Origin of the sequence: Variovorax sp. PDC80 (genome assembly GCF_900115375.1) — a bacterium.
Taxonomy (GTDB): domain Bacteria; phylum Pseudomonadota; class Gammaproteobacteria; order Burkholderiales; family Burkholderiaceae_C; genus Variovorax.
The window spans coordinates 282,422-306,952 of record NZ_FOWG01000011.1; the positions used below are offsets into that span (position 1 = coordinate 282,422).

Consider the following 24,531-nt stretch of genomic DNA (forward strand, 5'->3'; position numbering starts at 1 on the left):
GAAAAACCATGACCACACCCGACCCCTTCGCCGCCTTCGAGTCCGAGCGCACGGTCATCAAGCCCAAGCCGCGCACGCCGGCCAATGCGCCGGCGGCCTCGGCCGCGCCGGCGCCTTTCTTTCCCGCCACCGATCCCACGCCGGTGGCCGACCTCGGCGAGCTCGGCCTGCTCAATCCGCTGGTGTCGGCGGCCGGCAAGCTGCTGGTGCTGATCGGCAAGCTGCGCAACCTGGTGCAGCCGCCCAACGTGCCGGCGCTGCGCGCCTCGACCGCCGAGGCCGTCAACCAGTTCGACCAGAACGCGCGCCGCGCGGGCGTGAGCAACGAATCGGTGCTGGCCGCGCGCTACGTGCTGTGCACCGCGCTCGACGAGGCGGTGGCCAACACGCCCTGGGGCGTGCAGGCCGGCTGGAACAAGCAGAGCCTGCTGGTGCAGTTCCACAACGAGACCTGGGGCGGCGAGAAGGTGTTCCAGCTGCTGGCCAAGCTCGCGCAGGACGTGCCCACGCACCGCCAGCTGCTCGAGCTGATCTACAGCGTGCTGGCGCTCGGCTTCGAGGGCCGCTACCGCGTGGTCGACAACGGCCGCGCGCAGCTCGACTCGGTGCGCCAGCGGCTGGCCGACCTGATCGCCAAGGACCGCCCCGCGGTCGAGCCCGAGCTCTCGCCGCACTGGCGCGGGCAGGGCGCGGGCACGGTGCGGCTGCGCGAGTCGCTGCCGCTGTGGGTGTTCGCGGCCGGCTTCGCGCTGCTGCTCGCGCTGGCCTGGTTCGGCCTGCGGCTCACGCTCAACTACCGCTCCGACACCACCTACTCGGCGCTGTCGAGCCTGCGCGTGCCCAACATCCAGATCGCGCCGCCGGCCGCGCCGGCCAAGACGCCGCGGCTCGCGCGCTTCCTCGAGCCCGAGATCAAGCAGGGCCTGGTCACCGTGACCGACGAGGCCGACCGCAGCGTGGTGCGCTTGCGCGGCGACTCCTTCTTCAGCTCGGGCAGCGCCGACCCGATGGCTCAGTCGCTGCCGGTGCTGCGCCGCATCGGCCAGGCGCTGGCCGAGGTCAAGGGCGAAGTGCTGATCACCGGCCACTCCGACAACCAGCCGATCCGCTCGCTGCGCTATCCGTCGAACTGGCACCTGTCGGCCGCGCGCGCCGACGCCGTCAAGGGCGCGCTGTCGACGCTGGTCGATCCGGCGCGCATGCGTTCCGACGGCAAGGCCGATGCCGAGCCGGTCGCGCCCAACGACTCGCCCGCCAACCGCGCGCGCAACCGCCGCGTCGAGGTGGTGCTGCTGACCGAGCCCGAGCGCCTGGCGTCGGCGCCCGCCGCCGCCGCGCCGCCTGCGCCGTCGCCCGCCACGGGAGCGACCAAATGATCAAGAAAATCTTCGGCTTCCTGTTCAGCCCGCTGCTGCTGACGCTGCTCGCGCTGATCGTCGTCGCGCTGCTGATCTGGTGGATCGGCCCGCTGGTGAAGATCGGCGCGCTGGCGCCGCTCGAGAGCGAGACCACCCGCGCCATCGTCATCGGCGTGATCGTGCTGCTGGTGCTGCTGCGCGCCATCTACCGCCGCTGGCGCGCGCGCCGCGCCAGCCAGCACCTGACCGACGGCCTGATGAAGGCGCCCGCGGCCAAGGCCGGCACGCCGGTGGCCGGCGAGCAGCAGATCCTCGACACGCGCTTCAACGAGGCCGTGGCCACGCTCAAGCAGATGAAGCTGCACGCGGCCGGCAAGAAGCCCGGCTGGCGCGACTGGCTCTCGATCTCGGGCGGCAGCTACCTCTACGACCTGCCCTGGTACGTGTTCATCGGCGCGCCGGGCGCGGGCAAGACCACCGCGCTGGTCAACTCGGGCCTGTCGTTCCCGCTGGCCGAGAAGTTCGGCCCCGGCGCCATCCGCGGGGTGGGCGGCACGCGCAACTGCGACTGGTGGTTCACCGACGAGGCCGTGCTGATCGACACCGCGGGCCGCTACACCACGCAGGACAGCCACCAGTCGGAGGACAAGAACGCCTGGGAAGGCTTCCTCGGCCTGCTCAAGAAGGTGCGCCCGCGCCGGCCGCTCAACGGCGTGTTCCTCACCGTCAGCGTCGGCGACCTGCTGAGCCAGGGCCCCGAGGCGCGCTCGCAGCTCGCGGCCTCGATCCGCGCGCGCCTGCTCGAGCTCGACGGCAAGCTCACGACGCGGTTGCCGGTCTACGTGCTGGTCACCAAGAGCGACCTGCTGTACGGCTTCACCGACTACTTCGACGACCTCGGCAAGGAGCAGCGCGCGCAGGTGTTCGGCTTCACGCTGCCGCCCGAGGAGAACCAGCAGGTCGACGAGAAGGGCCTGTCGACCGCGTTCCAGCGCGAGTTCGCGCTGCTGCACCACCGCGTCAACGACGGCCTGATCGCGCGCATGCAGCGCGAGACCGACGGCACGCGGCGCGCGGCGATCTTCGGCTTCCCGGCGCAGTTCGGCTCCATCGGCCCGCTGCTGTCGGACCTGCTCGACCAGGTCTTCACCGGCTCGCGCTTCACCCAGCCGCCGTGGGTGCGCGGCGTGTACTTCACCAGCGGCACGCAGGAAGGCAGCCCGATCGACCGCGTGATGGGCAGCCTGTCGCGCAGCTTCGGCATCGAGCGCGCGATGCTCGCGCCGCAGAAGTCGAGCGGGCGCAGCTACTTCCTCACCACGCTGCTGCGCGAGGTGGTGTTCCCCGAGCAGCGCCTGGCCGGCGCCGACGTCAAGCTCGAGCGCCGCCGCCACACGCTGCGCTTCGCGGCCGTGGCCGCGATGACGCTGCTCACGGTGGGCCTGCTCGCGGCCTGGGGCTACAGCACGCTGCGCAACATGGACTACCTGAAGTCGGTCGAGGCGCGCGTCGAGCCGGCCAAGCAGAACCTGGCCGCGCTGCCGGCGCGCGTGCAGAACCTGGTCGAGGTGGCACCGGTGCTGCAGAACCTGCGCGACATCTGGCGCACCCCCGAGAACCGCCTGGGCGACGAGCCGCTGGCCATGACCCTGGGCCTCTACCAGGGCGACAAGCTCGATGCCGCCGCCATGCTGGTGCACCAGCGCGCGCTCAACGAGGCCTTCCTGCCGCAGATCGCCAAGCGGCTCGAGGACCAGCTGCGCACCGCGCAGAAGGACAACCTCGAGTACACCTACGAGGCGCTCAAGAGCTACCTGATGCTCTACCAGCCCGAGCACTTCGATCCCGAGGCGCTCAAGGCCTGGATCACGCTCGACTGGTCGCGCAGCCTCGACCGCGGCATTCCCGAGGACCAGCGCAAGCAGCTCGAGGACCAGCTCGACGTGCTGATCGCGCAGGGCCCGCCGCGCTCGCCGCTCAAGGTGGACGAGAACCTGGTGCGCAGCGTGCGCGCCGTGCTCGCGAGCTATCCGCTCGAGCAGCGCGTGTTCAGCCGCCTGAAGCGCCAGCGCGCCTCGCGCGACATCCCGGCCTTCAGCGTGGCGCAGGCCACCGGTCCCTCGGGCCCGCTGGTGTTCGAGCGCATCAGCGGCAAGCCGCTGACCGAGGGCGTGCCCGGCATGTTCACCTACGACGGCTACCACAAGCGCTTCCAGAACGAGGTGGTGGTGCTGACCGGCCTGCTCGCGCAGGAGGACCCGTGGGTGCTGGGCCAGGACCGCAGCACCGCCGACCGGCTGCGCGACGCGGCCGCGCTCGGCGAGCTCACCGACCGCGTGCGCCGGCTCTACCTGGCCGAGTACGTCAAGCAGTGGGAGGCGCTGCTGGCCGACGTGCGGCTGATCCGCGTCACCGGCCTCGACAAGAACATCGAGACCGCGCGCATCCTCTCGGGCGTGGATTCGCCGCTCGCGAACTTCCTGCGCGCCGTGGTCAAGCAGACCACGCTGATTCCCGCCGCCGACGCTAGCAAGGACGTGGTGAGCAAGGCCTCGGAGACCGTGCGCAACACGCGCAAGGGCCTCGAGGACCTGTTCGGCGGCGACCCCGGCCGCCAGGTCGCGCCCGGCAAGCGCATCGAGAGCATCGTCGACGACCGCTTCGAATCGCTGCGCCGCCTCGTCACCGCCGGCGGCCCGAACCAGCCGGCACCGATCGACGACGCGCTCAAGCTGTTCAACGAGGTCTACGTCTACCTCAACGCCGTCGACACCGCGGTCAAGGGCCGCACCTCGCCGCCGCCCGGCGACGTGGCCGGCAAGCTCAAGTCCGATGCCGGCCGCCTGCCCGAGCCGGTGCGCAGCATGATCGAGAACCTGAGCCAGACCGGCGCCACGCAGGCCCAGGTGGCCGAGCGCGGCAACCTGAGCCAGGACCTGCGCCCCGTGGCCGAGTTCTGCGCGCGCGCCATCGCGGGCCGCTATCCCTTCGTGCAGAGCAGCAAGCGCGACGTGCTGCCCGAGGACTTCGGCCAGATGTTCGGCGCCGGCGGCCTGATGGACGACTTCTTCCAGAAGCGGCTGGCCGCCCTGGTCGACACCAGCACGCGGCCGTGGCGCTACAAGCCCGTGGCCGAGCGCGGCGCCATCACCACGCAGGCGCTGGCGCAGTTCGAGCGCGCGGCGCGCATCAAGGAGATCTTCTTCCGCGGCGGCGGGCGCGGCCCGTCGATGCGGCTCGATTTCAAGCCGGTGGAGATGGACGCGAGCATCACGCAGTTCATCCTCGACGTCGACGGCCAGCTGGTGAAGTACGCGCACGGCCCCGTGGTGCCGATGGCGGTGCAGTGGCCCGGCCCGAAGGGCAGCAACCAGGTGCGCGTGCAGGTGAGCCCGCCCTCGGCGACGGGCAGCTCGGGCTCGGCGGTCGATGGGCCGTGGGCGCTGTTCCGCACGCTCGACGACGGGCAGCTCGAGGCCGGCGACGCGCCCGAGAAGTTCTTCATCACCTTCCAGGTCGGCAACCGGCGCACCCGCTTCGAGGTGACGACCAACAGCGTGCAGCACCCGATCCGGCTGAAGGAACTGCGCGAGTTCTCGTGCCCGGAGGGCTTGTGAACCTCGCCTCGTCCCCGTTGTTCGCTTCCACGCAATTGCCGGGATGGTTCGGCAAGTTGCCGGGGATGGGGGACTTCGCGCATCGCCGCTTGCCCGAATCGTTTCGGGAGGTGTGGGATGCGTGGCTGCAGCGCGGGCTCGCCCGGTTGCGGGATCGGCATGCGGACTGGACTTCGCATTACCTCGAGGCGCCGGTGTGGTGCTTCGTGCTCGGGCCTCGGGTGGCGGGGGAGCGGGGGTGGATCGGGGTGTTGATGCCTTCGGTCGATGGGGTGGGGCGGTACTTTCCTTTCACCGTGGCGGTGGAGTTGGAAGACCCGCTGCTCTCTGAGCTCGAGGGGGCTGCGTTGGTGGCTGCCTTGCGGTGGTGGGGGGTGGCTACGCAGGCTGCTTTGGAAGGGTTGGAGTTGGATCTGGATGCGGCTCGGTTTGATGCTGCGTTGGCTCGGTTGTTTGGTGCTTCTGGTTCGGATGCTTCGTCTTCTGAAGGGGCGTTGGCTTTGCCTTTGGAAGGGGCCTCTTTGTGGATTGGGGATCCTTCCGTTGAAAGTGGGCTGCGGATGGTTTGCGTTGGGCTGCCGATGGATTTGCAGTTCGAGGCGCTGTTTCTTGGGGGAGGGGAGTGAGCTTTGTCTTCCTCTGATTGTTTTTTTGAGGGTGTCGGCCGGGATTTCGCCCCGGCGGGCGAGTTACTTTCTTTTGCTTCGCCAAAAGAAAGTAACCAAAGAAAAGGCGACCCCACTGTCTGTGTCCCTCCGCTTCGCTACGGGCAACCTGCGGTGCTCGGAGAAAGCGGGGGTCCGCAGAACTCGCTCCACTTCGTTGCGCTCAGACAGCTGCGGCCCTTATCCCGCTTTCTCCTGCGCTCCTCGGCACAGCCAGAGGGGATTAGGGTCAACGCGCCGTGGCGCGTCCTTGTGTGGGGTGCTGGGATGCGTAGGCCCTGGATCTTTCACCAAGGCCGAGCAACGCGAAGGCCGGTTGGGTCTTGGTGGCCGAGCGCAGCGACGGCCCGAACCACCCCTCTGGCTGCGCCGAGGAGCGCAGCGTTTCGCGGACAAGGGCTCGCAGCTGTTTGAGCGAAGCGAGTTCTGCGAGACCCCGCGAAACGCGAGCACCGCAGGTTGCCCGTAGCGAAGCGAAGGGTCGCAGACAGTGGGGTCGCCTTTCTTTGCTTACTTTCTTTGGCGAGACAAAGAAAGTGAGCCGCCCGCCGGGGCGGGACCCGGCCGACAGCCTCCCGCCAGGAGCAAGCCCCGAAGAGGCCCGGAGGACCCGATGACCGAAGAAACCAAACCCGAAGGCAACGACGACCGCACCCGAGTCGTCCCCCGAACCACGCCCCTGGACGACAGCGCCACAGTCATCACGTCCGGCCAGCCCACGCGCACCAACAGCCCGTTGTTCGCCCCCACGAACCCCCCGACAAACCCGGCCACGGGCCCATCCCAAGGAACACCCCACGAAGCCGGCCTCCTCCCCGTAGGCAGCCGCCTCGCAGAATTCGAGATCACCCGAGTCATAGGCCAAGGCGGCTTCGGCGTCGTCTACGAAGCCTGGGACCACACCCTCGAACGCGTCGTAGCGATCAAGGAATACCTCCCTTCCTCCCTCTCCACCCGCCAGGGCGACGGCAGCGTAGTCCCCCTCTCGGAACGCCACCGCGAAACCTTCGACCTCGGCATGCGCAGCTTCATCAACGAAGCCCGCCTGCTCGCCCAGTTCGACCACCCCTCGCTGCTCAAGGTCTACCGCTTCTGGCAGGAGCGCGGCACCACCTACATGGTGATGCCCTTCTACCGCGGCGACACCCTGCGCCAGGCGCTGGTGTCGATCCCCGCGGGCGTCGACGAAGCCTGGCTGGTGCGCATCATGGATGGCGTCACGCAGGCGCTCGGCGTGATGCACGGCGCCAACTGCTACCACCGCGACATCGCGCCCGACAACATCATCCTGCTCGAAGGCTCGGGCCGGCCGGTGGTGCTCGACTTCGGCGCGGCGCGGCGCGTGATCACCGACAAGACGCAGGCGATCACGGTGATCCTCAAGCCGGGCTACGCGCCGATCGAGCAGTACGCCGAGATGCCTGACATGTCGCAGGGCGCATGGACCGACGTCTATGCGCTCGCGGCCGTGATGCACGTGGCCGTGTGCGGCCGCGCGCCGCCGCCGTCGGTGGCGCGCCTCCTGTCCGACAGCTACGTGCCGCTCGCGGGCAACGAGATCCTGCGCCAGCGCTACAGCCCGCAGTTGCTCGCGGCGATCGACGCCGGGCTCGGCGTGCGGCCCGAGGCGCGGCCGCAGTCGATGGCCGAGCTGCGCGCGGCGCTCGGGCTCGAGACCAGCCAGAGCATCGCGCCGCCCGCGCATCCCTCGCAGCATTCGCGCGGCACGTCGGCGGCACCGGGGCCGAACAGCCGCAGCGGCGGTGGCGGCAAGACCGTGGTGCTGCCGCCCGCGCCGGCACCGTCGGCGGGTGCGCGCCCGGGCGGCAACAAGACGGCCGTGGCGCTGGTCTCGGTGGCGCTGCTCGCGGCCGCGGCCGGCGGTGGCTGGTGGTGGTTCCAGGGCCGTGGCCATGGCGACACGCCGCCGCCGATCGCGAGCGCGCCGCCGCCGCCCGGCGGCGACACGCAGCAGGTCGCGCAGACACCGCCGCCCCCGCCACCGCCACCGCCCGCGCCGGCGCCATCGCCGCGCACGCCGCTCGAATCGCTGCAGTCGCTGGCCGGCGGTGCCGCGGCCGGCTTCGAGGTCACGGCCTCGGCCAGGAAGCCCGAGGTGGCGATCGGCAAGGACAAGCTGGCCTTCGAGGTGCGCAGCAAGCGCGACGGCTTCGTCTACGTGTTCCTGCTGTCCAGCGGCGGCGAGATGTTCCTGCTGTTCCCGAACCTGCTCGACAAGTACAACAAGATCACCGCCGGCAGCCCCCTCGCGCTGCCGCGTGCCTCGTGGCCGATGGAGGCCGGTGGGCCCGCCGGGACCAACCAGTTCGCGGTGCTCGTCAGCGAGCACGAGCGCGACTTCGGTGCCTCCGGCGTGCAGAACGAGGGCGTGTTCCCGCAGTTCCCGCTGCCGGTGCTCGCGGCCCTCGAGACCACCCGCGGCAGCGGACCTTCCCCCCTGCTGGGCAAGCCGGTATGCGCGCCCAACACCCCCTGCAACGACGTCTATGGCGTCGCCAATTTCAAAATCGTCGAGAAGTAATCGTCTGTAGAGCGTGACCCGACGGGCCACCTTTCCACGAAGGAGATCTTCACCATGAACAAGCACCTGCCGGCCCTCGCGCCGACGCCCGCGCCGGCCCTGCACCGGGCCGCCGTGGCAGCCGCGACTGCCGCCGCCGCCTTCCTCGCGGGCTGCGCCGTGCCGCCGCCCGCCGCGACCGAGACGCCCGCCGCCAGCACCGACACGGCCGCGGCGGCGCCCGCGCCCGCCCCGGCGCCGCGCCCGCCCTCGAGCGGCAGCGTGGCCGGCCAGGCGCGCACCTTCTCGACCCAGCTCGCCACCTACACCGCGGTCGGCTTCGATGCCGTGCCGGGCTGGACGCGCGACGACTTCGCCGAGAGCTGGCCCGCCTTCCTCGGCAGCTGCAAGGTGCTCAACGGCCGCGGCACCGAATGGAAGTCGGTCTGCGATCGCGCGGTCAAGGTCGACGGCAAGAGCAATCCCTCGATCCGCAACTTCTTCGAGACCGAGTTCTCGGTCTACCAGATCCGCGACGACGACCGCCGCCCCGACGGCGTGGTCACGGGCTACTTCGAGCCCGAGATCCAGGGCAGCCGCAGCTACGCGCCGCCGTTCATCTATCCGGTGTACGGCCAGCCCGAGGACATGCTGTTCGCCGACGCGCGCAAGCTGCCCGCGGGCGACGGCACCGTGGCCGCGCGCGTGCAGGGCCGCAACGTGGTGGTGCAGACCGGCCTGAGCACGCGCGACATGGGCGCGCCGGGCCTCTATGCGCTCGACCTCTCGGGCATCGTGCGCGACACGCTCGACCGCAAGGTGCGCCTGCGCGTCGAGGGCAAGCAACTGCTGCCGTACTACACGCGCGAGGAGATCGAGACCAAGGGCGCGCCCAACGCCAAGGTGCTGGCCTTCGTCTCGAGCGCCACCGCGCTCTACGAGATGCAGATCCAGGGCTCGGGCCGCATCCGCCTGGCCAGCGGCGAGATGATCCGCGTCGCCTACGCCGAGCAGAACGGCCAGCCGTTCCGGCCCACGCTGGCGCAGGCCGCCAACGGCAAGCCGCGCAGCCCGGTCAAGGTGCGCGGCTCGTCGATCGAGCTCGACCTCGACGACGGCGACGACGACGATGCCGGCAACGTCTCGACCACCATCCGCACGCGCGGCTTCACGCTGGCGCGGCCCGCCACCAGCGGCGCGGTGATGGTGCCCGGCCGGCGCGCGGCCGGCCCGGTGGCCGGCACCGGCATCAAGGACCCGAGCTACGTGTTCTTCAAGGAGGCGACCACGCCCGGCGGCCCGGTGGGCGCCTTCGGCGTGCCGCTGTCGGCCGGCCGCTCGATCGCGGTCGATCCGCGCAGCACGCCGCTCGGCTACCCGGTGTTCGTCTCGACGCGCACGCCCGGCAGCGGCGCGCCGATGCAGCGGCTGACCATCGCGCAGGACACCGGCGGCGCGATCCGCGGCGCGGTGCGGGCCGACTATTTCTTCGGCAACGGCCAGCAGGCCGCGACCAATGCGCGCCGCATGAAGGAACGCGGCCAGCTCTGGATCCTGCTGCCGCGCGGCCTGGCGGTGGCGAGCGCCGCCGTGTCCTCGGCGATCCGCACGCGCGGCGCGCCGGTCGGCGCCGGCCTCGCGCAATGCCTGGTGCCGACCGAGGGCGTCTGCGAGGACGATTGAGGAGATGACAGCGTGAATGCCGCCACGAGGCCCGGCTCCGGCCGTTGAATCCATGCAGGAAACGCTGTCGTCCGAGGAAAGCGGAGAACTCGTGCGCCTGTGGCGCCGGCGCCAGACGCTGACGTCGAACGACATGGGCCGCATGTACCGCATCGTGGGCGACGCGCTGGTGGCCTGCAATCCGCCCGAGCTGCAGGTGCTCGGCGAAGGGCGCCAGGAGCTGGTGGCGCAGTTCATCTACGTCAAGGTGCTGCGGCTCGATGCCGATCCCGACGAGGCCGAGGAGCGCGCGGGCCACAGCGCGCCCTCGACCGCCTTCGCGCTGTGCGCGTACTTCCGCCGCTACCTGATCGACTGCACGCGCTCGGCCGCCTTCAAGCGCAAGCTGTCGATCGGCGACCAGATCACCGAGGCCCAGCTCGAGGACGAACTGGGCGCCGACGAGGACCTCGAGGGCTGCCTGGCCGAGCACGGCCTCAGCAGCCTCGCGGTGCAGCAGGCGGCGCGCGCCTTCATCGCCGAGCTGCCCGAGCCCGAGCGCATCCTGCTGTGCGAGGGCTTCGGCAAGGAGGCCGAGGGCGGCCTGTCGGGCATCGCCTCGCGCCATGCCATCGCCTCCTACCACTACCGCGCGGGCCGGCTCGGCCTGGTGCACAAGCGCGAAGGCCTGACCGCCGACTACGCCAAGACCCGGCTCGGCGGCTGGCTCCAGGGCACCCTGGGCATCGCCATCGAGGCCGACAACATGGCGGCGATCCTGCAGGTTTTCAAAATCCTGGGCGCTGAAGCGTCTTATGCCTGAAGACATAGCCATTCAGGAACAGACGCCATGACCACCCATCTCTGGCCACCGCTCAGCGCGATCCGCAGCGCCTTCGAAACCGGGCCCGGCGCCGCTTCGGCGTTCGCGCCCGAGACGCCCGGGCTCGCGACCGTCGCCATGCCCGGCGCGCGCGGCGAGGCGCCCGCAGCGCCCGCCGCGGCCGCGCCGCCGCCGGTCGACCTGCTGCTGCCGCTGGCCGAGCTCGCGCGCCGCCGCGAGGCCGTGGCGCAGCGCAGCTTCGGCGCGCGCTGGGCGCCGGGCCGGCTGGTCAGCGTGGTGCACGAGGGCCGGCTGCTCGGCGTGCTGCTCGACCGCTGCATCCACGGCGAGCTCTGGCAGGGCTGGATGGCGGCCGGCGAGGCCGACTGGGCCTCGGCCTTCGACGTGCTGCTCGAGCCCGACGACGAACCCTTCGAGCCGGCCTTCGGACTGATCCAGGCTTGGAACGTGCTGACGCTCGAGCCCAGCCCGCAACTGGCGGCGCGCGTGCTCGGCGAGGTCTCGGCCACGCGGCTCGCCGCGATCCGCGCGGTGCACGACGAGTGGGCCGCGCAGGCCGCGCCCGCCATCGCGCCCGAGCCTGGCCGCATCGCGCTGCGCACCGTGGGCGGCGTGTTCGCCGTGCTGTCGGGCACGCCGCTGGGCCCGCGCGATCCGCGCGTCGAATACCAGTCGCTGTACCGCGACGCGGCCTCGCAGCTCGGCGCGGCCTGGCTGCCGGCCGCGCGCAACGCGCCCGGCCCGGCCGCCGCGCCGCGCGCGCGGCCCCAGCCCGGGCCCGAGGGCGGCTGGTGGGGCAGCGTGCGGCGCTGGCTCGGCGCCGACGGCTGGATGCGGCCCGCGTTCGCGGTGCTGGCCCTGTGCGTGGTGGTGCAGAACGCGGGCCTGTTTGGCGGCCACGATGCGCAGGACGACGTGCGCTTCCGCGCCGTGCCCACGGCACCGGCCGCGGCCGGTGCCGATCTCACGGTGCGCTGGAAGGACGGCGTGCGCGTGGACGAGGCCGACCGGCTGCTGCAGGCGATCTCGGCCGACGTGGTCGGCGGTCCCGGCAGCAACGGCGTGTGGCGGCTGCGCGTGCCCGACGTGGAGAAGAGCCTGCAGGTGCTGGCCGCCTCGCCGCTGGTCGAAGCGGCGGGACGGGCGTCGGAGCGGCCATGAGCCATGGCGCGCGGCGGTCGATGGCGACGCGGGAGGCCTGGCTTTCGTGGCTCCTGCTGCTCGCGCTCGCCTGCCTCGCTCCGCGCGCCTTCGCCACCCAGCGCGCGCTGCTCGTGGGCGTCTCCGAACTCGTCAACCAGCCGCAGTCGCTGTGGCTGCAGGCGCCGCGCAACGACGTGGCGCTGATGCGCGACGCGTTGCTCCGGCAGGGCTTCGGCGCGGGCGACATCACGACGCTGGCCGATGGCGTGAGCGGTGCCGCGCTGCCCGAGTCGCAGGCCATCCACGACGCGCTGTCGCGGCTGCTCGCGCAATCGCGCAGCGGCGACTTCGTGCTGCTCTATTTCTCGGGCCACGGCACGCGCTGGCGCGATGCCACCAAGCGCTACCAGGAGCCCGACGGGCTGGCCGAGAACTTCCTCGCGCGCGACGTGCGCGGTGCCGTCGGCGTCGACAGCGCGCTCGCGGGCGGCGTGCGCGACGTCGACTTCGACGGCTGGGTGCAGGCCTTCCTCGCGCGCGGCGTGTTCGTCTGGTCGGTGTTCGACACCTGCGCCGCCACCTCGATGACGCGCAATGCCGCTGCCGCCGTGCCCGCCGTCGCCGAAGGCCCGGCCGACGACGAGGTGCGCTGGCGCGGCCTGCGCGCGGGCCAGCTGCGCGCCGCGCCGGCGGCCGTGCCGCTCGCCGCGCCGGCCGCGCCGCCCGTGGCCGAGCGCGTGGCGCGCGCGCGCTACGTCGCCTTCTTCGCCTCCGAGAGCCACCAGATCACGCCCGAGCTGCGGCTGCCGCGCCAGGGCCGCAACGCGCGGCCGCAGGGCCTGCTGACCTGGGCCGTGGCCGGCGCGCTCGAACGCCGGCCCGCCACCTGGCGCGAGCTGTTCGACGGCGTGCTCGCGCTCTACCCGCCGGTGATCGACGAACTGGCGCAGCGCTTCCCGACCCGCGAGCTGCCCTCGCCGGTGGCCGAGGGCAACCTCGACGCACCGCTGTTCGCCAACAGCGCCGGCGCCGTCTCCACCTTGCCGGTGTGGCGCGCGCAGCGCAGCGGCGACAGCCTGGTGCTGCAGGCCGGCCTGGCCGACGGCCTGCAGCCGCAGCAGGAACTGCGCATCAACGCCACGCTCGAGGACGGCACCGTGCGCAGCGTGCAGGCGCGCGCATCGCAGGTCGACCTCGACGGTGCGAGCCTCGCGGTGCCCGCCGCGCTGCGCGAGCTGGCGGGCGCGGTGCTGTGGAGCGCCTCGCCGCTGGCCGCGCCGCCTTCGACCGCGCTGCGCGTGCGCAGCGACGGCCCGCTGCCGCCCGGCATCGGCCTCGACTACCCGGCCTCGGTGGTGGCGGTGAGCGCGGGCGCGCCGGCCGACCTGCGCTGGAGCGACCTCGGCTCGGCCGGCCAGCGCATCGAATGGCAGTCGCCGGCGCTCGGTGCCGGCAGCGAGCGCCTGGGCGACAAGGCCGCGGTGCGGCGCCGGCTCGAGACGCTGGCGCGGCTCAAGTGGTGGCGCCAGCTGTGCGCGCTCGGCGAGGGCACGCAGATGCCGATCGACGGTTTCGAGGCCGTGCTCGAGGTCTGGAACGGCGACCGGCTCGCGCGCAGCGGGCCGCTGCGCACCAGCGGGGCGAACCTGCTGCCGCTGCGCGACGGCGAGCGCGCGGCGCTCAACGTGCGCAACACCAGCGGCCATTCGGTCGACATGGTGGTGGCGGGCATCGATGCGCAGGGCCGTCCGCGCGCCGAGTACCCGTCCGATCCCGGCGAGAGCAACCGCTTCGAGCGCGGCACGCGCGAGGCGCCGGCCGCCAAGCGCTTCGAGCTGCCCTGGCTCTCGGCCGAAGGCGCGCGCCTGTTCGTGCTGGCCACGCCGGCCGCGCCGCAGAGCGGGCCGCGGCTGTTCGGTGCGGCGGTCGAGCCGGTGCTGGCCGACCTGCGCGTGCGCGGCCAGGTGGAGCCGCCGCGGCGCCGCCTCTACGCGGCGATGTTGTCCTGGGGCGCCGCGGACGCCGCGTCCCGATGATTTTTTCAAGGAGATTGCAATGAGCTTTTCTGCAGAAGGCGCCCTCGATCCCGACGAGCTGCTGCGCCTGCTCGACCTGATGGCCGGCGAACCGGTCAACGACTTCCTGATGTCGATCGACAACCGCGGCACCAAGGTCAAGGGCGAATCGGAACGCGGCCTCGAGTTCATCGACATCGGCGGCTACTGCCACCAGATGGAGGTGGTGTCGCCGCCCGGCTCGACCAAGGGCTCGGTGCGCGTGCATCCCTTCGTCATCGTGCGCGAGGTCGATGCCGCCACCGCGTCGATCGCGAGCCTGCTGTTCAGCCAGGAGGCCAACCTCGAGGTCTCGATCTTCGTCTACCGCGCCAGCGGCGACCACCTGCCGTCGCAGCCCTTCTTCGAGGTCATCCTGACCGGCGCGCGCGTCGTGAGCCAGGCCATCCTCACCGGCGGCACGCCGCGCCAGCCGCGCGAGGTGACCGTGTTCGAGAGCCGCAACGTGCAGATCAAGACCGCGCCGCAGCTCGCCTCGGGCATCCGCGGCGCCGTGCGCACCGCGGTCATCGCGGCCACCCAGTGAAGCGGAGCCAGCCATGACCACCGCCGCCGAATTCCTCAAGGCCGCCGATCCGGTGGCCGCCCTCAAGGCGCTGAGCGACGACGTGCGCGCCAAGCCCGCCGACAGCAAGCCGCGCGTCTTCATGGCCCAGCTGCTGTGCGTGCTGGGCCAGTGGGAGCGCGCGCTCAACCAGTTGACGGTCGCGGCCGAGCTCGATGCGCTCGCCGTTCCGATGAAGCAGGTGTACGGCGATGCCGTGCGCTGCGAAGGCCTGCGCGCCGAGGTGTTTGCCGGCACGCGCACGCCCATGATCTTCGGCCAGCCCGACGAATGGCTGGCGCTGCTCATCGAGTCGCTGCTGCGGCAGGGACGCGGTGAGGCCGAGCTGGCCGAAGACCTGCGCCAGCGCGCCTTCGACGCGGCGCCGGCCATCGCCGGCAGCATCGACGGCGTGCCCTTCGACTGGCTGTCCGACGCCGACATGCGGCTGGGCCCGGTGCTCGAGGCCTTCGTCAACGGCAAGTACTACTGGATCCCCTATGCGCGGCTCGCCTGCGTGAAGATCGAGCCGCCCGAGGACCTGCGCGACTGCGTCTGGATGCCCGCGCACCTGGACTTCGAGAACGGCGGCGAGACGCTGGCGCTGATCCCCACGCGCTACGAAGGCACCGAGCGCTGCAGCGACGGCCAGCTGCTGCTCGCGCGCCGCACCGAGTGGCGCGAGCTGCGGCCCGAGGTCTGGGCCGGCCATGGCCAGCGCGTGTTCGGCACCGACGCCGGCGAGTACGCGCTGATGGACGTGCGCGAGATCGTGTTCACGGCCGCCGCGCAGGAAGAAGAAAGCGGCGAAGCGAACGGCGAAGAAAGCGGCGCAGGTGGTTGACCTCACGGCGCAGGAGCGGCTGCAGCCCTCGCTGCTCGACCGGCTGGTCGACAGCGCGCCCGACGAGCAGCGCGAGGGCGACGACAAGCGCACGCTCACCAAGCAGGCGCTGCGCGCGGCCGTGCTGCGCGACCTGAGCTGGCTCTTCAACGCCACCAGCTACGGCCTCGGCATGGACGACCGGCAGTACCCGAACGCCGCGCGCTCCGTCATCAACTACGGATTGCCTATGCTGTCTGGCCAGTTCACCTCGTCGATACAGCGTGTCAGCATGGAACAGGCTCTGAAGAACGCGATCCTGCAGTTCGAGCCACGCATCCTCTCACGCACTCTCGAAGTGGAACTCGTCATGGAAGGCTCCGCCCTGGACTCGCACAACTGCGTCGGCCTGCAGATCCGCGGCATGCTGTGGGCGCAGCCGGTGCCGCTGGAGTTCCTCATGCGCAGCCGGGTCGACCTGGAAGAAGGACGCATCGAGATCGAGGACGCGACCCAGAAGCCATGACGCCGCCGGCCCCGCATTCCGCTTCGCCGCGCGCCGATTCCCGCCTGCCGCGGGCCGCGTGCGGGCCGCTGGCCACCTGGAGGTAGCGCCGCGATGGATCCCCGACTGCTGAGCCTGTACGAGCAGGAACTGCGCTACTTCCGCGAGAGCTCGGCCGAGTTCGCGCGCGCCTTTCCGAAGATCGCCAACCGGCTCGGCATCGAAGGCCAGGAGGTCGCCGACCCCTACGTCGAGCGCCTGATCGAGGCCACGGCCTTCCTGTCGGCGCGCGTCAACCTCAAGCTCGATGCCGAGTACCCGCGCTTCACCGGCCACCTGCTCGACATCGTCTATCCGCACTTCCTCGCGCCCACGCCCGCGATGGCGGTGGTCAGCATGGTGCACGACCCCGACGACGCCAACCTCGCCGTGGGGCCGACCCTGCCGCGCGGCGCGGGCCTGCGCTCGCGGCACGCGGTCGGGCAGAGCACCTACTGCGAGTTCCGCACCGCGAGCGCGATGCGGCTGTGGCCGCTGGAGCTGCTGCGTGCCCAGTACTTCAGCTACGCGCCCGACCTGCCGCTGGCCACGCACCCGCAGTCGCGCGCCATCCGCGGCGGCCTGCGCATGGTGCTGCGCACCACCGCCGACCTGAACTTCAGCCAGATCGCGCTCGACGACCTGGTGCTGCATCTCGGCGGCGCCGACGACGTGGCCTGGCAGCTGCACGAATGCGCGCTGGGCCAGCCCATCGGCGTGCTGGTGCGGCCGCTGGGTGCCGGCGGCGCGCTGCAGGGCGAGGCGCGCAGCCTGCCGCCGAGCGCCATCGGCGTGGTCGGCTTCGAGGATGACGAGGCGCTGCTGCCGGTCACGGCCACCGGCTTCTCGGGCTTCCGGCTGCTGCAGGAGTACTTCGCGTTTCCGCAGCGCTTCCAGTTCCTCAAGATCTCAGGCCTGCAGTCGGTGCTGCCGTCGATGCCGGTGACGCAGATCGAGATCGTGCTGCTGTTCTCGCGCGGCGACGCGGCGCTCGAGAAGCTGGTGACGGCCGAGAACGTGCAGCTGCACTGCGTGCCGGTGGTCAACCTGTTCAACAAGCGGCTCGACCGCGTGCCGCTCAGCGAAGGCGTGAGCCAGTTCCACCTGGTGCCCGACCGCACGCGGCCGCAGGACTTCGAGGTGCACACCGTGACCGAGGTCGTCGGCCACGGCGCGCCGGGCGCGGACTCGGGCTCGGCGGCCGCGGTGGAGCAGCTGTTCCGGCCCTTCTACTCGGCCTTCCACGGCACGCGCCACAGCCATCCGGCCTACTACACGACCACGCGCGAGCCGCGCATGCTGTCGGTGCGCCAGCGCACCGAGGGCAACCGCAGCAGCCACATCGGCTCCGAGGTCTACATGCAGATCGTCGATCCGCAGCAGGCGCCGTACGCGGCCAGCCTGCGCCAGCTCGCGGTGTCGGCGCTGTGCACCAACCGCGACCTGCCGCTGCTGTTGCCGATGGGCCGCGACAACGACTTCGACTGCGTCGACTCCTTCCCCGCGCAGCGCGTGCGCATGGTGCGCGGGCCCTCGCGGCCGGTGTCGCCGGTGGTGAGCCAGGGGCTGGGCTGGCGCGTGCTCGACCACCTCGCGCTCAACTACCTGTCGATCTCCGACAGCACGCCGCAGCAGGGCGCGGCCGCGCTGCGCGAGACGCTGATGCTCTACGCCTCGCACGCCGACGAGATGCGCCAGGGCCAGGTGCGCGGGCTGCTGTCGGTCAGCAGCAAGGCGGTGGCGCGCCGGCTGCCGATGAAGGGGCCGATCGCCTTCGGGCGCGGCCTGGAGATCACGCTCGAGGTCGACAAGGACGCCTTCCACGGCCACAGCGTGTTCCTGTTCGGTGCCGTGCTCGCGCGCTACCTGGCGCGCCACGTCGAGGTCAATCATTTCGTCGAGACCGTGGTGCGCATCGCGGGCAAGGGCGAGAACATGCGCTGGAGGCCGCTGTGCGGGACGCGCCAGATCCTCTAGCCGCGCCCGCGGTGCCGGCGACGCCCGAGGGAACGGTGGCCGCGCGCGTCGATGCCGCGCTGCGCCAGTGGTCCGACCAGCCCTGGGCCTACGACTACTTCGCGGTGCTGCGCCGGCTCGAATCGGCCGCCGCCACCACGCCGCGCTGGGGCCGCGCGCTGCTGCCGAGCGCCGAGCCGGTGCGCGTGGGCCAGGAGCCCTCGCTGTCGTTCGCGCCCGCCGCCTTCAGCCGCTTCGAGCCGGCCGGCGCGCATTCGCCGCCGCGGCTGCGCCAGCACTTCTTCGCCTACATCGGTCCCAACGGGCCGCTGCCGGTGCACCTGAGCGACTTCATCCGCGAGCGCAGCCTGAACCACGGCGACCCGACCTGGCTCGCCTTCCTCGACAGCTTCCTGCACCGCTTCTCGCTGCACTTCTACCGCGCCTGGGCGCAGGCCCGGCCCGCGGTCGCGCTCGACCGGCCGGGCGAGGACCGCTTCCGGCTGCAGATCGGCGCGCTGGTGGGCATCGGCACGCCGGGGCGCACCGGGCGCGACGAGATCCACGACGACGCGCGGCTGCACTTCTCGGGCTGGCTCGCGCGCCGCGTGCACAGCGCCGAAGGGGTCGAGTCGGTGCTGTGCAGCTACTTCGGCGTGCCGATGAAGCTCGAGCGCTGGGTCGGCCACTGGATGAGCCTGCCCGATGCCGAACTCACGCGGCTGGGCCGCGGCGAGAGCTCGCGCGCCATGGGCATGGGCGCGATGCTCGGCACCCGCGCCTGGGACCGCCAGCACCGCGTGCGGCTGCACGTCGGGCCGCTCGACCTCGCGCGCTACCGCATGTTCCTGCCGATCGGCGACGCGCAGCCCGTGCTGCAGCGCTGGATGCTGCAGCTGCTGGGCGGCGAGCTCGAGTGGGATGCCGAACTGGTGCTGCGCAAGGAGCAGGTGCCGCCCACGCGGCTCGGCCAGCAGCGCGGCAACGCGCCGCGGCTGGGCTGGATCTCGTGGCTCGGCGAGCGCCCGCGTTCGCGCGACGCGAGCGACGTGCGCATCGCGAGCCGACCCGGTGGCGAGGCGCATCCGCGCGCGCCGGCCTTTCAATGAAACCCCTTTCGTTCGTCTTGAAGAGATACGGAGTCCTCCATGAGTGAAATCAGCCGCACCGCCCTGTTCGGGAAACTCAATTCGCTGGCCTACAAGGCCATCGAAGGCGCGACCGTCTTCTGCAAGATGCGCGGCAACCCGTACGTCGAGCTCGAGCACTGGTTCGCGCAGCTGCTGCAGGCGCAGGACTCCGACCTGCACCGCGTGATCCAGCACTACGGCCTCGACGTCTCGGTGATCGCCAAGGACATGACGGCCGCGCTCGACCGCCTGCCGCGCGGCGCCACCGCCATCAGCGACTTCTCGCCGCACATCGAGAACGCGATCGAGCGCGCCTGGACCTACGCCACCCTGCAGTTCGGCGAGGCGCAGGTGCGCACCGGCTACCTGCTGGTGGGCATGCTCAAGACGCAGAGCCTGCGCAACCCGCTGTTCGGCCTGTCGAAGCAGTTCGAGAAGGTCAAGGTCGAGGACCTGGCCGAGAACTTCGTGAAGATCTGCGATGCCTCGCCCGAGGCCCAGATGCGCGCGCAGGACGGCACCGGCATGGGCAGCGGCGCGCCCGGCGAGGACGCGGGCGCGATGGCGCCGGCCGCCATGGGCAAGGGCGATGCGCTCAAGAAGTTTGCGGTCGACCTGACCGAGAAGGCGAAGAAGGGCGAGATGGACCCGGTGACGGGCCGCGACGAGGAGATCCGCCAGATCGTCGACATCCTGATGCGCCGGCGCCAGAACAACCCGCTGCTGACCGGCGAGGCCGGCGTCGGCAAGACCGCCGTGGTCGAAGGCTTCGCGCAGCGCCTGGCGCGCGGCGACGTGCCGCCGCAGCTCAAGGACGTGAAGCTGCTCACGCTGGACATCGGCCTGCTGCAGGCCGGCGCCAGCATGAAGGGCGAGTTCGAGCAGCGCCTGCGCCAGGTGATCGACGAGGTGCAGAGCTCGCCCACGCCGATCATTCTGTTCATCGACGAGATCCACACGCTGGTGGGCGCGGGCGGCGCGGCCGGCACCGGCGACGCCGCCAACCTGCTGAAGCCCGCGCTGGCGCGCGGCAACCTGCGCACCATCGGCGCCACCACCTGGGCCGAGTACAAGAAGTACATCGAGAAGGACCCGGCGCTGACACGGCGCTTCCAGGTCGTGCAGGTGCCCGAGCCCGACGAGACCAAGGCCATCCTGATGCTGCGCGGCGTGGCCAGCGTGCTCGAGAAGCACCACCGCGTGCAGTTGCTCGACGAGGCCATCGAGGCCGCCGTGAAGCTGTCGCACCGCTACATTCCCGCGCGCCAGCTGCCCGACAAGGCCGTGAGCCTGCTCGACACCGCCTGCGCGCGCGTGGCCGTGAGCCAGCATGCGACGCCGCCCGAGGTCGAGGACTGCATGCGCCGCATCGAGGGCCTGACGGTCGAGCAGGAGATCATCGGCCGCGAAGAGGCGATCGGCATCGACGTCACCAAGCGCGCGGCGCAGGTGTCGACGCTGCTGGCCGAGTCGAAGGCGCAGCTGGAAGTGCTCAATGCACGCTGGCAGGAAGAGAAGGGCCTGGTCGACCGGCTGCTGGAACTGCGCGCGAAGCTGCGCACGGGGAACAAGCCGGTGGATGCACCGGCCGGCACCGAAGCCGCCCCCGCCGAGGCCGCGCCCGATCGCGCAGCGCTGCTCGCCGAACTGCACGAGCTGCAGGCGAAGATCCACGCGGTGCAGGGCGAGTCGCCGCTGATCCTGCCCTCGGTCGACGAGCAGGCCGTGGCTTCGGTGGTCGCCGACTGGACCGGCATTCCGGTCGGGCGCATGGTCAAGAACGAGGTCGAGGCGGTGCTCAAGCTCGCCGACACGCTGAACCAGCGCGTGATCGGCCAGAAGCACGGGCTCGAGATGATCGCGCGCCGCATCCAGACCTCGCGCGCGCGGCTGGACAACCCGCAGAAGCCGATCGGCGTGTTCATGCTGTGCGGCACCTCGGGCGTCGGCAAGACCGAGACCGCGCTCGCGCTGGCCGAGGCGCTGTACGGCGGCGAGCAGAACATCATCACCATCAACATGAGCGAGTTCCAGGAGGCGCACACCGTCTCCACGCTCAAGGGCGCGCCCCCGGGTTACGTGGGCTACGGCGAGGGTGGCATCCTGACCGAGGCCGTGCGCCGCCGGCCCTACAGCGTGGTGCTGCTCGACGAGGTCGAGAAGGCGCACCCCGACGTGCACGAGATCTTCTTCCAGGTCTTCGACAAGGGCTGGATGGAGGACGGCGAGGGCCGCATGATCGACTTCAAGAACACGATCATCCTGCTGACCACCAACGCCGGCAGCGAGCTCGTCATGAGCATGTGCCGCGACCCCGAGCTGCTGCCCGACCCGAATGCGCTGGCCGATGCGCTGAAGGCGCCGCTGATGAAGGTGTTCCCGCCCGCGCTGCTGGGCCGCATCGTCACCATCCCCTACTACCCGCTGTCGCCCGAGATGATGAAGAAGATCGTGCGGCTGCAGCTGGGCCGCATCAAGAAGCGCGTCGAGACCAACCACGGCGTGCCCTTCGAGTACAGCGACGCGGTGGTCGACCAGGTGGTCGCGCGCTGCCAGGACCCGGAGTCGGGCGGCCGCGTGATCGACGCCATCCTGACCAACACCGTGCTGCCGACGATCTCGGTCGAGTACCTGCAGCGCCTGGCCGCCGGCGGCGAGATCCGCCGCGTCGCGCTCGACGTCAAGGACGCCGACTTCACCTACGCCTTCGATTGACCTGGCGCCGCGGCCGGCACGCTGAGGCGCTCCCAACCAGAAAGACAGCAAGATGGCCGAGCACGAGTTCCGCATCGACAGCGAATCACCCGTCAACAAGGACCTGATGTTCTGGCGCATCGTGGGCCACGAGGGGCTGTCGCGCCCGTCGTCCTACGAGCTCACCGTGCTGTCGCAGGACCGGACCATCGATCCGCGCCAGATCCTCGGTCACGCCTTCGACGTGGTGATCGGCTTCGCGGACGCCGACGACCAGAAGCACGAGCGGCATGCGCGCGGCCATGCGGTGCGCGTGGTGCGCGGCGGTCAGGTCGGGCGCTTCTTCGAATACCGCATCAGCCTGCGCTCGTGGTTCGGCCTGCTGACCAAGCGCATCAACTCGTGCATCCTGCAGGAGAAGCCGGTGCTCGACGTGCTCGATGCCGTGCTGACCGACAGTCCCATCAAGGCCCATGCGAAGACCGAGCCCGCGGGCGTGATCGGCGTGCACGAGGCGCGCCGCTACTGCGTGCAGTTCCAGGAGAGCGACTACAACTTCCTGTCGCGCATCCTCGAGGACGAGGGCGTCTACTACTGGTTCGATTCCTTCGACTCGCCGGGCGTGATGCACCTGGCCGATTCCACCGGCATGGCGCACGGGCCGCTGCCCGCCAAGGGCGTGCTGAACTACGCCGGCGACGGCGCGAGCGAGGCGCGCTTCAACGAGATCGAGCGCTGGGTCAGCGCGCGCCAGCTGCGCTCGGGCAAGTACGAGTCGCGCGACGTGAACTACAAGGCGATCAACACGCTGCTGAGCACGCACGGCGAGATGGTGCCCGCGCACGAGCTGGCGGACCTGGAGGTGTTCGAGTACCCGGGCGGCTTCTTCACGAGCGAGCAATCCGATGTCGTGCTCGAGGTCCGCGCGGGCGAGCTGCCGGCGCGCCAGACGCTGCACTGGGCCGTCACGCGCTGGCCCGATGTTGCGGTGGGCCACACCTTCACCTTCAAGGGCGATCCGGACGGCACGCGCGACGGCGACTACCTGATCGGCGGCTGCGTCTTCGTCGCCACCCATCCGGGCTACGAGGGCATGGGCACCTTCGTCGCGCCGCGGCCGACCGCGGAGCTGCTGCGCGAGGCGCTGCGCGACGACGCGGTCAATGCCGGCTGCACCGATGCCCTGCTCGAGCTGATCGACACCACGCCCACCTTGCGCGAGGGCGTGCGCGGCACCAGCGCCTTCCTGATCACCGCGCTGCCCGCCGACCACATCTTCCGTCCGCCGCGGCTCACGCCGCGCGTGACCATGCCGGGCCCGCAGAGCGCCATCGTCGTGGGCGGCAAGGGCAAGGAGCACGACGTCGACCCCATGGGCCGCGTCAAGGTGCACTTCCACTGGGACCGCAAGGATTTCCGCGACGACCGCTCGACCGCCTGGATCCGCGTCTCGCAGCCCTGGGCCGGCAAGGGCTGGGGCGGCTACTTCGCGCCGCGCATCAACCAGGAGGTGATCGTCGAGTTCATGAACGGCGATCCCGACCGGCCGATCGTCACCGGCCGCGTCTACAACGACGACCAGCCGATCCCCTACAAGTCGGCCACGCAGAGCGGCTTCAAGACCCGCTCCACGCCCGGCGGCGGGCCCTCGAACTACAACGAGATCATGTTCGAGGACAAGAAGGGGGCCGAGCTCGTCAACATCCATGCGGAGCGGAACATGTCGACCTCGGTGGAGGTGGACGATTCGCTGAGCGTGGGGCGCGACCAGACCGAGACCGTGGACCGCGACCGCACGGCGCTGGTCAAGCGCAACGAGAAGAACACGGTGGCGGAGATCCAGACCAACATCGTCGGCATCTCGCAGAGCAACACCATCGGCTCGGGCGGGCAGAAGACCCAGGTGCAGGGCTACCAGGAGAACATCTTCCATGCGAGCCAGAAGACCTCGGTCGTCGGCATGCAGGACCTGATCGTCACGGCGAACCAGAACGTGGCGATCGGCGGGTTCCAGAAGACGGTGGTGGGTGCCAACCACGACATCGGCGTGGTCGGTTTCCAGACCACCTCCGTGGGCGCCGACATGGCCTACCTGGTGACCGGCAACAGCAAGATGCAAAGCGGCGGCGAGCGCAACGACGTCACCGGCGGCAAGCACGCCATCATGGCCAACCAGGTCAAGCTGATCGCCAACTCCTCGATCGACATGATCGCGGTGGGCGACATCAACGCCACCTCGATCGGCTCCAACACCACCGTGCTGGGCTCCAACTCGAGCGGCTACATCGGCTCCAACAGCGAGGCCAACCTGGGCATGAACCGGTCGACCTTCATGGGGCTCAACATGAGCAACGCGCTGGCGGTCGACATCGCGAACTTCGCCGGCGTGCAGATCGAGAACACGGCCGCGGCGCGGCTGACCAACGTCGCCTCGGTGAACCTGAGCCAGAACGGCGTGGACCTCGACCTGCAGACGATGAAGATCATCTCGGGCGGCGGCGGTGCCGGCGCCGCGGCCAGCGGCGGCACCGCGGGCATGGTCACGGGCTTCGCCATCGGTGCCGCGGCCCTGATCGCCGGCCTGTTCGACGTGAACGCCACCTTCACCCAGTACGAGACGGCCAAGACCGAGCTCAAGAAGGCGGCCGAGGAGGCCGCCGCCCAGGGGCTGACCAGCCTGGCCGCCCGCCTGGGCGACATGGCGGCCATTGCCGAGCGGCGCGCCTACGAAGGCAAGCTGTCGATGATCCCGCTGGTGGGCGGACTCGGCATGGCGGGCGCGGAACTGCTGGGCGGAACCTACGGCCGGCGCACCGCCGATGCCTTGAGCAAGGCGGCGCCCGAGACCGCGGGCAAGGCCCCCGTGGTGCCCGCGGCGCCGGTCATTCCGGACGCGCCGCCGATGCCGCCGCTGCCGCCGCGCTACGTCCCGCCCCACGGCGGCACCTGAGGCCG

Annotated in this window: 15 protein-coding genes; all 15 read left to right on the forward strand. The window is 71.1% G+C overall.

Annotation, left to right across the window (positions count from 1 at the left end; all coding sequences use genetic code 11):
• Positions 1-8 precede the first annotated feature (8 nt).
• The 15 genes from BM109_RS29270 to BM109_RS29345 all read left to right on the forward strand — a co-directional run bounded on the left by BM109_RS29270 (position 9) and on the right by BM109_RS29345 (position 24,526).
• On the forward strand, positions 9-1,376 hold the full coding sequence (locus BM109_RS29270) for a DotU family type VI secretion system protein (protein ID WP_093350802.1): 1,368 nt from the start codon (positions 9-11) through the stop codon (positions 1,374-1,376).
• Positions 1,373-4,975: a type VI secretion system membrane subunit TssM gene (gene tssM, locus BM109_RS29275; protein ID WP_093350804.1), complete on the forward strand. Its 3,603-nt coding sequence runs from the start codon at positions 1,373-1,375 to the stop codon at positions 4,973-4,975. The genes BM109_RS29270 and tssM overlap by 4 nt, the downstream gene beginning before the upstream one ends.
• Positions 4,976-4,992: 17 nt before the next feature.
• Positions 4,993-5,601 carry a type VI secretion system-associated protein TagF gene (gene tagF / locus BM109_RS29280; protein WP_256222852.1) on the forward strand — a complete coding sequence of 203 codons (609 nt, stop codon included), beginning with the start codon at positions 4,993-4,995 and terminating at the stop codon, positions 5,599-5,601.
• Between the two features lie 652 nt (positions 5,602-6,253).
• Positions 6,254-8,182, forward strand: a complete 1,929-nt coding sequence (locus tag BM109_RS29290) for a serine/threonine-protein kinase (protein ID WP_093350809.1) — start codon at positions 6,254-6,256, stop codon at positions 8,180-8,182.
• Positions 8,183-8,236: 54 nt separating this feature from the next.
• A complete protein-coding gene (locus BM109_RS29295; protein WP_093350812.1) occupies positions 8,237-9,844 on the forward strand; it encodes a murein transglycosylase A in 1,608 nt (535 codons plus the stop codon).
• A gap of 52 nt (positions 9,845-9,896) precedes the next feature.
• Positions 9,897-10,646: a hypothetical protein gene (locus tag BM109_RS29300; RefSeq protein WP_093350814.1), complete on the forward strand. Its 750-nt coding sequence runs from the start codon at positions 9,897-9,899 to the stop codon at positions 10,644-10,646.
• Positions 10,647-10,673: 27 nt separating this feature from the next.
• Positions 10,674-11,828, forward strand: coding sequence for a hypothetical protein (locus BM109_RS29305; protein WP_093350817.1), 1,155 nt, complete (start codon positions 10,674-10,676; stop codon positions 11,826-11,828).
• A gap of 20 nt (positions 11,829-11,848) precedes the next feature.
• Positions 11,849-13,846, forward strand: a complete 1,998-nt coding sequence (locus tag BM109_RS29310; protein ID WP_093350819.1) for a caspase family protein — start codon at positions 11,849-11,851, stop codon at positions 13,844-13,846.
• A 19-nt stretch (positions 13,847-13,865) separates the two neighbouring features.
• Entirely contained in the window at positions 13,866-14,411 is a 546-nt protein-coding gene (locus tag BM109_RS29315) for a type VI secretion system tube protein Hcp (RefSeq protein ID WP_093350822.1), read from the forward strand.
• Positions 14,412-14,424: 13 nt separating this feature from the next.
• The gene (locus BM109_RS29320; RefSeq protein WP_093350824.1) at positions 14,425-15,273 is read left to right on the forward strand and encodes a type VI secretion system accessory protein TagJ; all 849 of its coding nucleotides are present in this window, start codon (positions 14,425-14,427) and stop codon (positions 15,271-15,273) included.
• Positions 15,266-15,778, forward strand: a complete 513-nt coding sequence (gene tssE, locus BM109_RS29325; RefSeq protein ID WP_093350827.1) for a type VI secretion system baseplate subunit TssE — start codon at positions 15,266-15,268, stop codon at positions 15,776-15,778. Before BM109_RS29320 ends, tssE begins: the two co-directional genes overlap by 8 nt.
• Before the next feature lie 93 nt (positions 15,779-15,871).
• The gene (gene tssF, locus BM109_RS29330; RefSeq protein ID WP_093350829.1) at positions 15,872-17,773 is read left to right on the forward strand and encodes a type VI secretion system baseplate subunit TssF; all 1,902 of its coding nucleotides are present in this window, start codon (positions 15,872-15,874) and stop codon (positions 17,771-17,773) included.
• An 11-nt stretch (positions 17,774-17,784) separates the two neighbouring features.
• Positions 17,785-18,861, forward strand: coding sequence for a type VI secretion system baseplate subunit TssG (tssG, locus tag BM109_RS29335; RefSeq protein WP_093350832.1), 1,077 nt, complete (start codon positions 17,785-17,787; stop codon positions 18,859-18,861).
• Positions 18,862-18,900: 39 nt separating this feature from the next.
• The gene (tssH, locus tag BM109_RS29340; RefSeq protein WP_093350835.1) at positions 18,901-21,597 is read left to right on the forward strand and encodes a type VI secretion system ATPase TssH; all 2,697 of its coding nucleotides are present in this window, start codon (positions 18,901-18,903) and stop codon (positions 21,595-21,597) included.
• Between the two features lie 52 nt (positions 21,598-21,649).
• Entirely contained in the window at positions 21,650-24,526 is a 2,877-nt protein-coding gene (locus tag BM109_RS29345) for a type VI secretion system Vgr family protein (RefSeq protein ID WP_093350837.1), read from the forward strand.
• Positions 24,527-24,531: the final 5 nt, after the last annotated feature.

Coding starts and splice junctions, on each gene's coding strand:
- BM109_RS29270 (WP_093350802.1), top strand. CDS start 9: ATGACCACACCCGACCCCTTCGCCGCCTTCGAGTCCGAGCGCACGGTC.
- tssM (WP_093350804.1), top strand. CDS start 1,373: ATGATCAAGAAAATCTTCGGCTTCCTGTTCAGCCCGCTGCTGCTGACG.
- BM109_RS29290 (WP_093350809.1), top strand. CDS start 6,254: ATGACCGAAGAAACCAAACCCGAAGGCAACGACGACCGCACCCGAGTC.
- BM109_RS29295 (WP_093350812.1), top strand. CDS start 8,237: ATGAACAAGCACCTGCCGGCCCTCGCGCCGACGCCCGCGCCGGCCCTG.
- BM109_RS29300 (WP_093350814.1), top strand. CDS start 9,897: ATGCAGGAAACGCTGTCGTCCGAGGAAAGCGGAGAACTCGTGCGCCTG.
- BM109_RS29305 (WP_093350817.1), top strand. CDS start 10,674: ATGACCACCCATCTCTGGCCACCGCTCAGCGCGATCCGCAGCGCCTTC.
- BM109_RS29310 (WP_093350819.1), top strand. CDS start 11,849: ATGGCGACGCGGGAGGCCTGGCTTTCGTGGCTCCTGCTGCTCGCGCTC.
- BM109_RS29315 (WP_093350822.1), top strand. CDS start 13,866: ATGAGCTTTTCTGCAGAAGGCGCCCTCGATCCCGACGAGCTGCTGCGC.
- BM109_RS29320 (WP_093350824.1), top strand. CDS start 14,425: ATGACCACCGCCGCCGAATTCCTCAAGGCCGCCGATCCGGTGGCCGCC.
- tssF (WP_093350829.1), top strand. CDS start 15,872: ATGGATCCCCGACTGCTGAGCCTGTACGAGCAGGAACTGCGCTACTTC.
- tssH (WP_093350835.1), top strand. CDS start 18,901: ATGAGTGAAATCAGCCGCACCGCCCTGTTCGGGAAACTCAATTCGCTG.
- BM109_RS29345 (WP_093350837.1), top strand. CDS start 21,650: ATGGCCGAGCACGAGTTCCGCATCGACAGCGAATCACCCGTCAACAAG.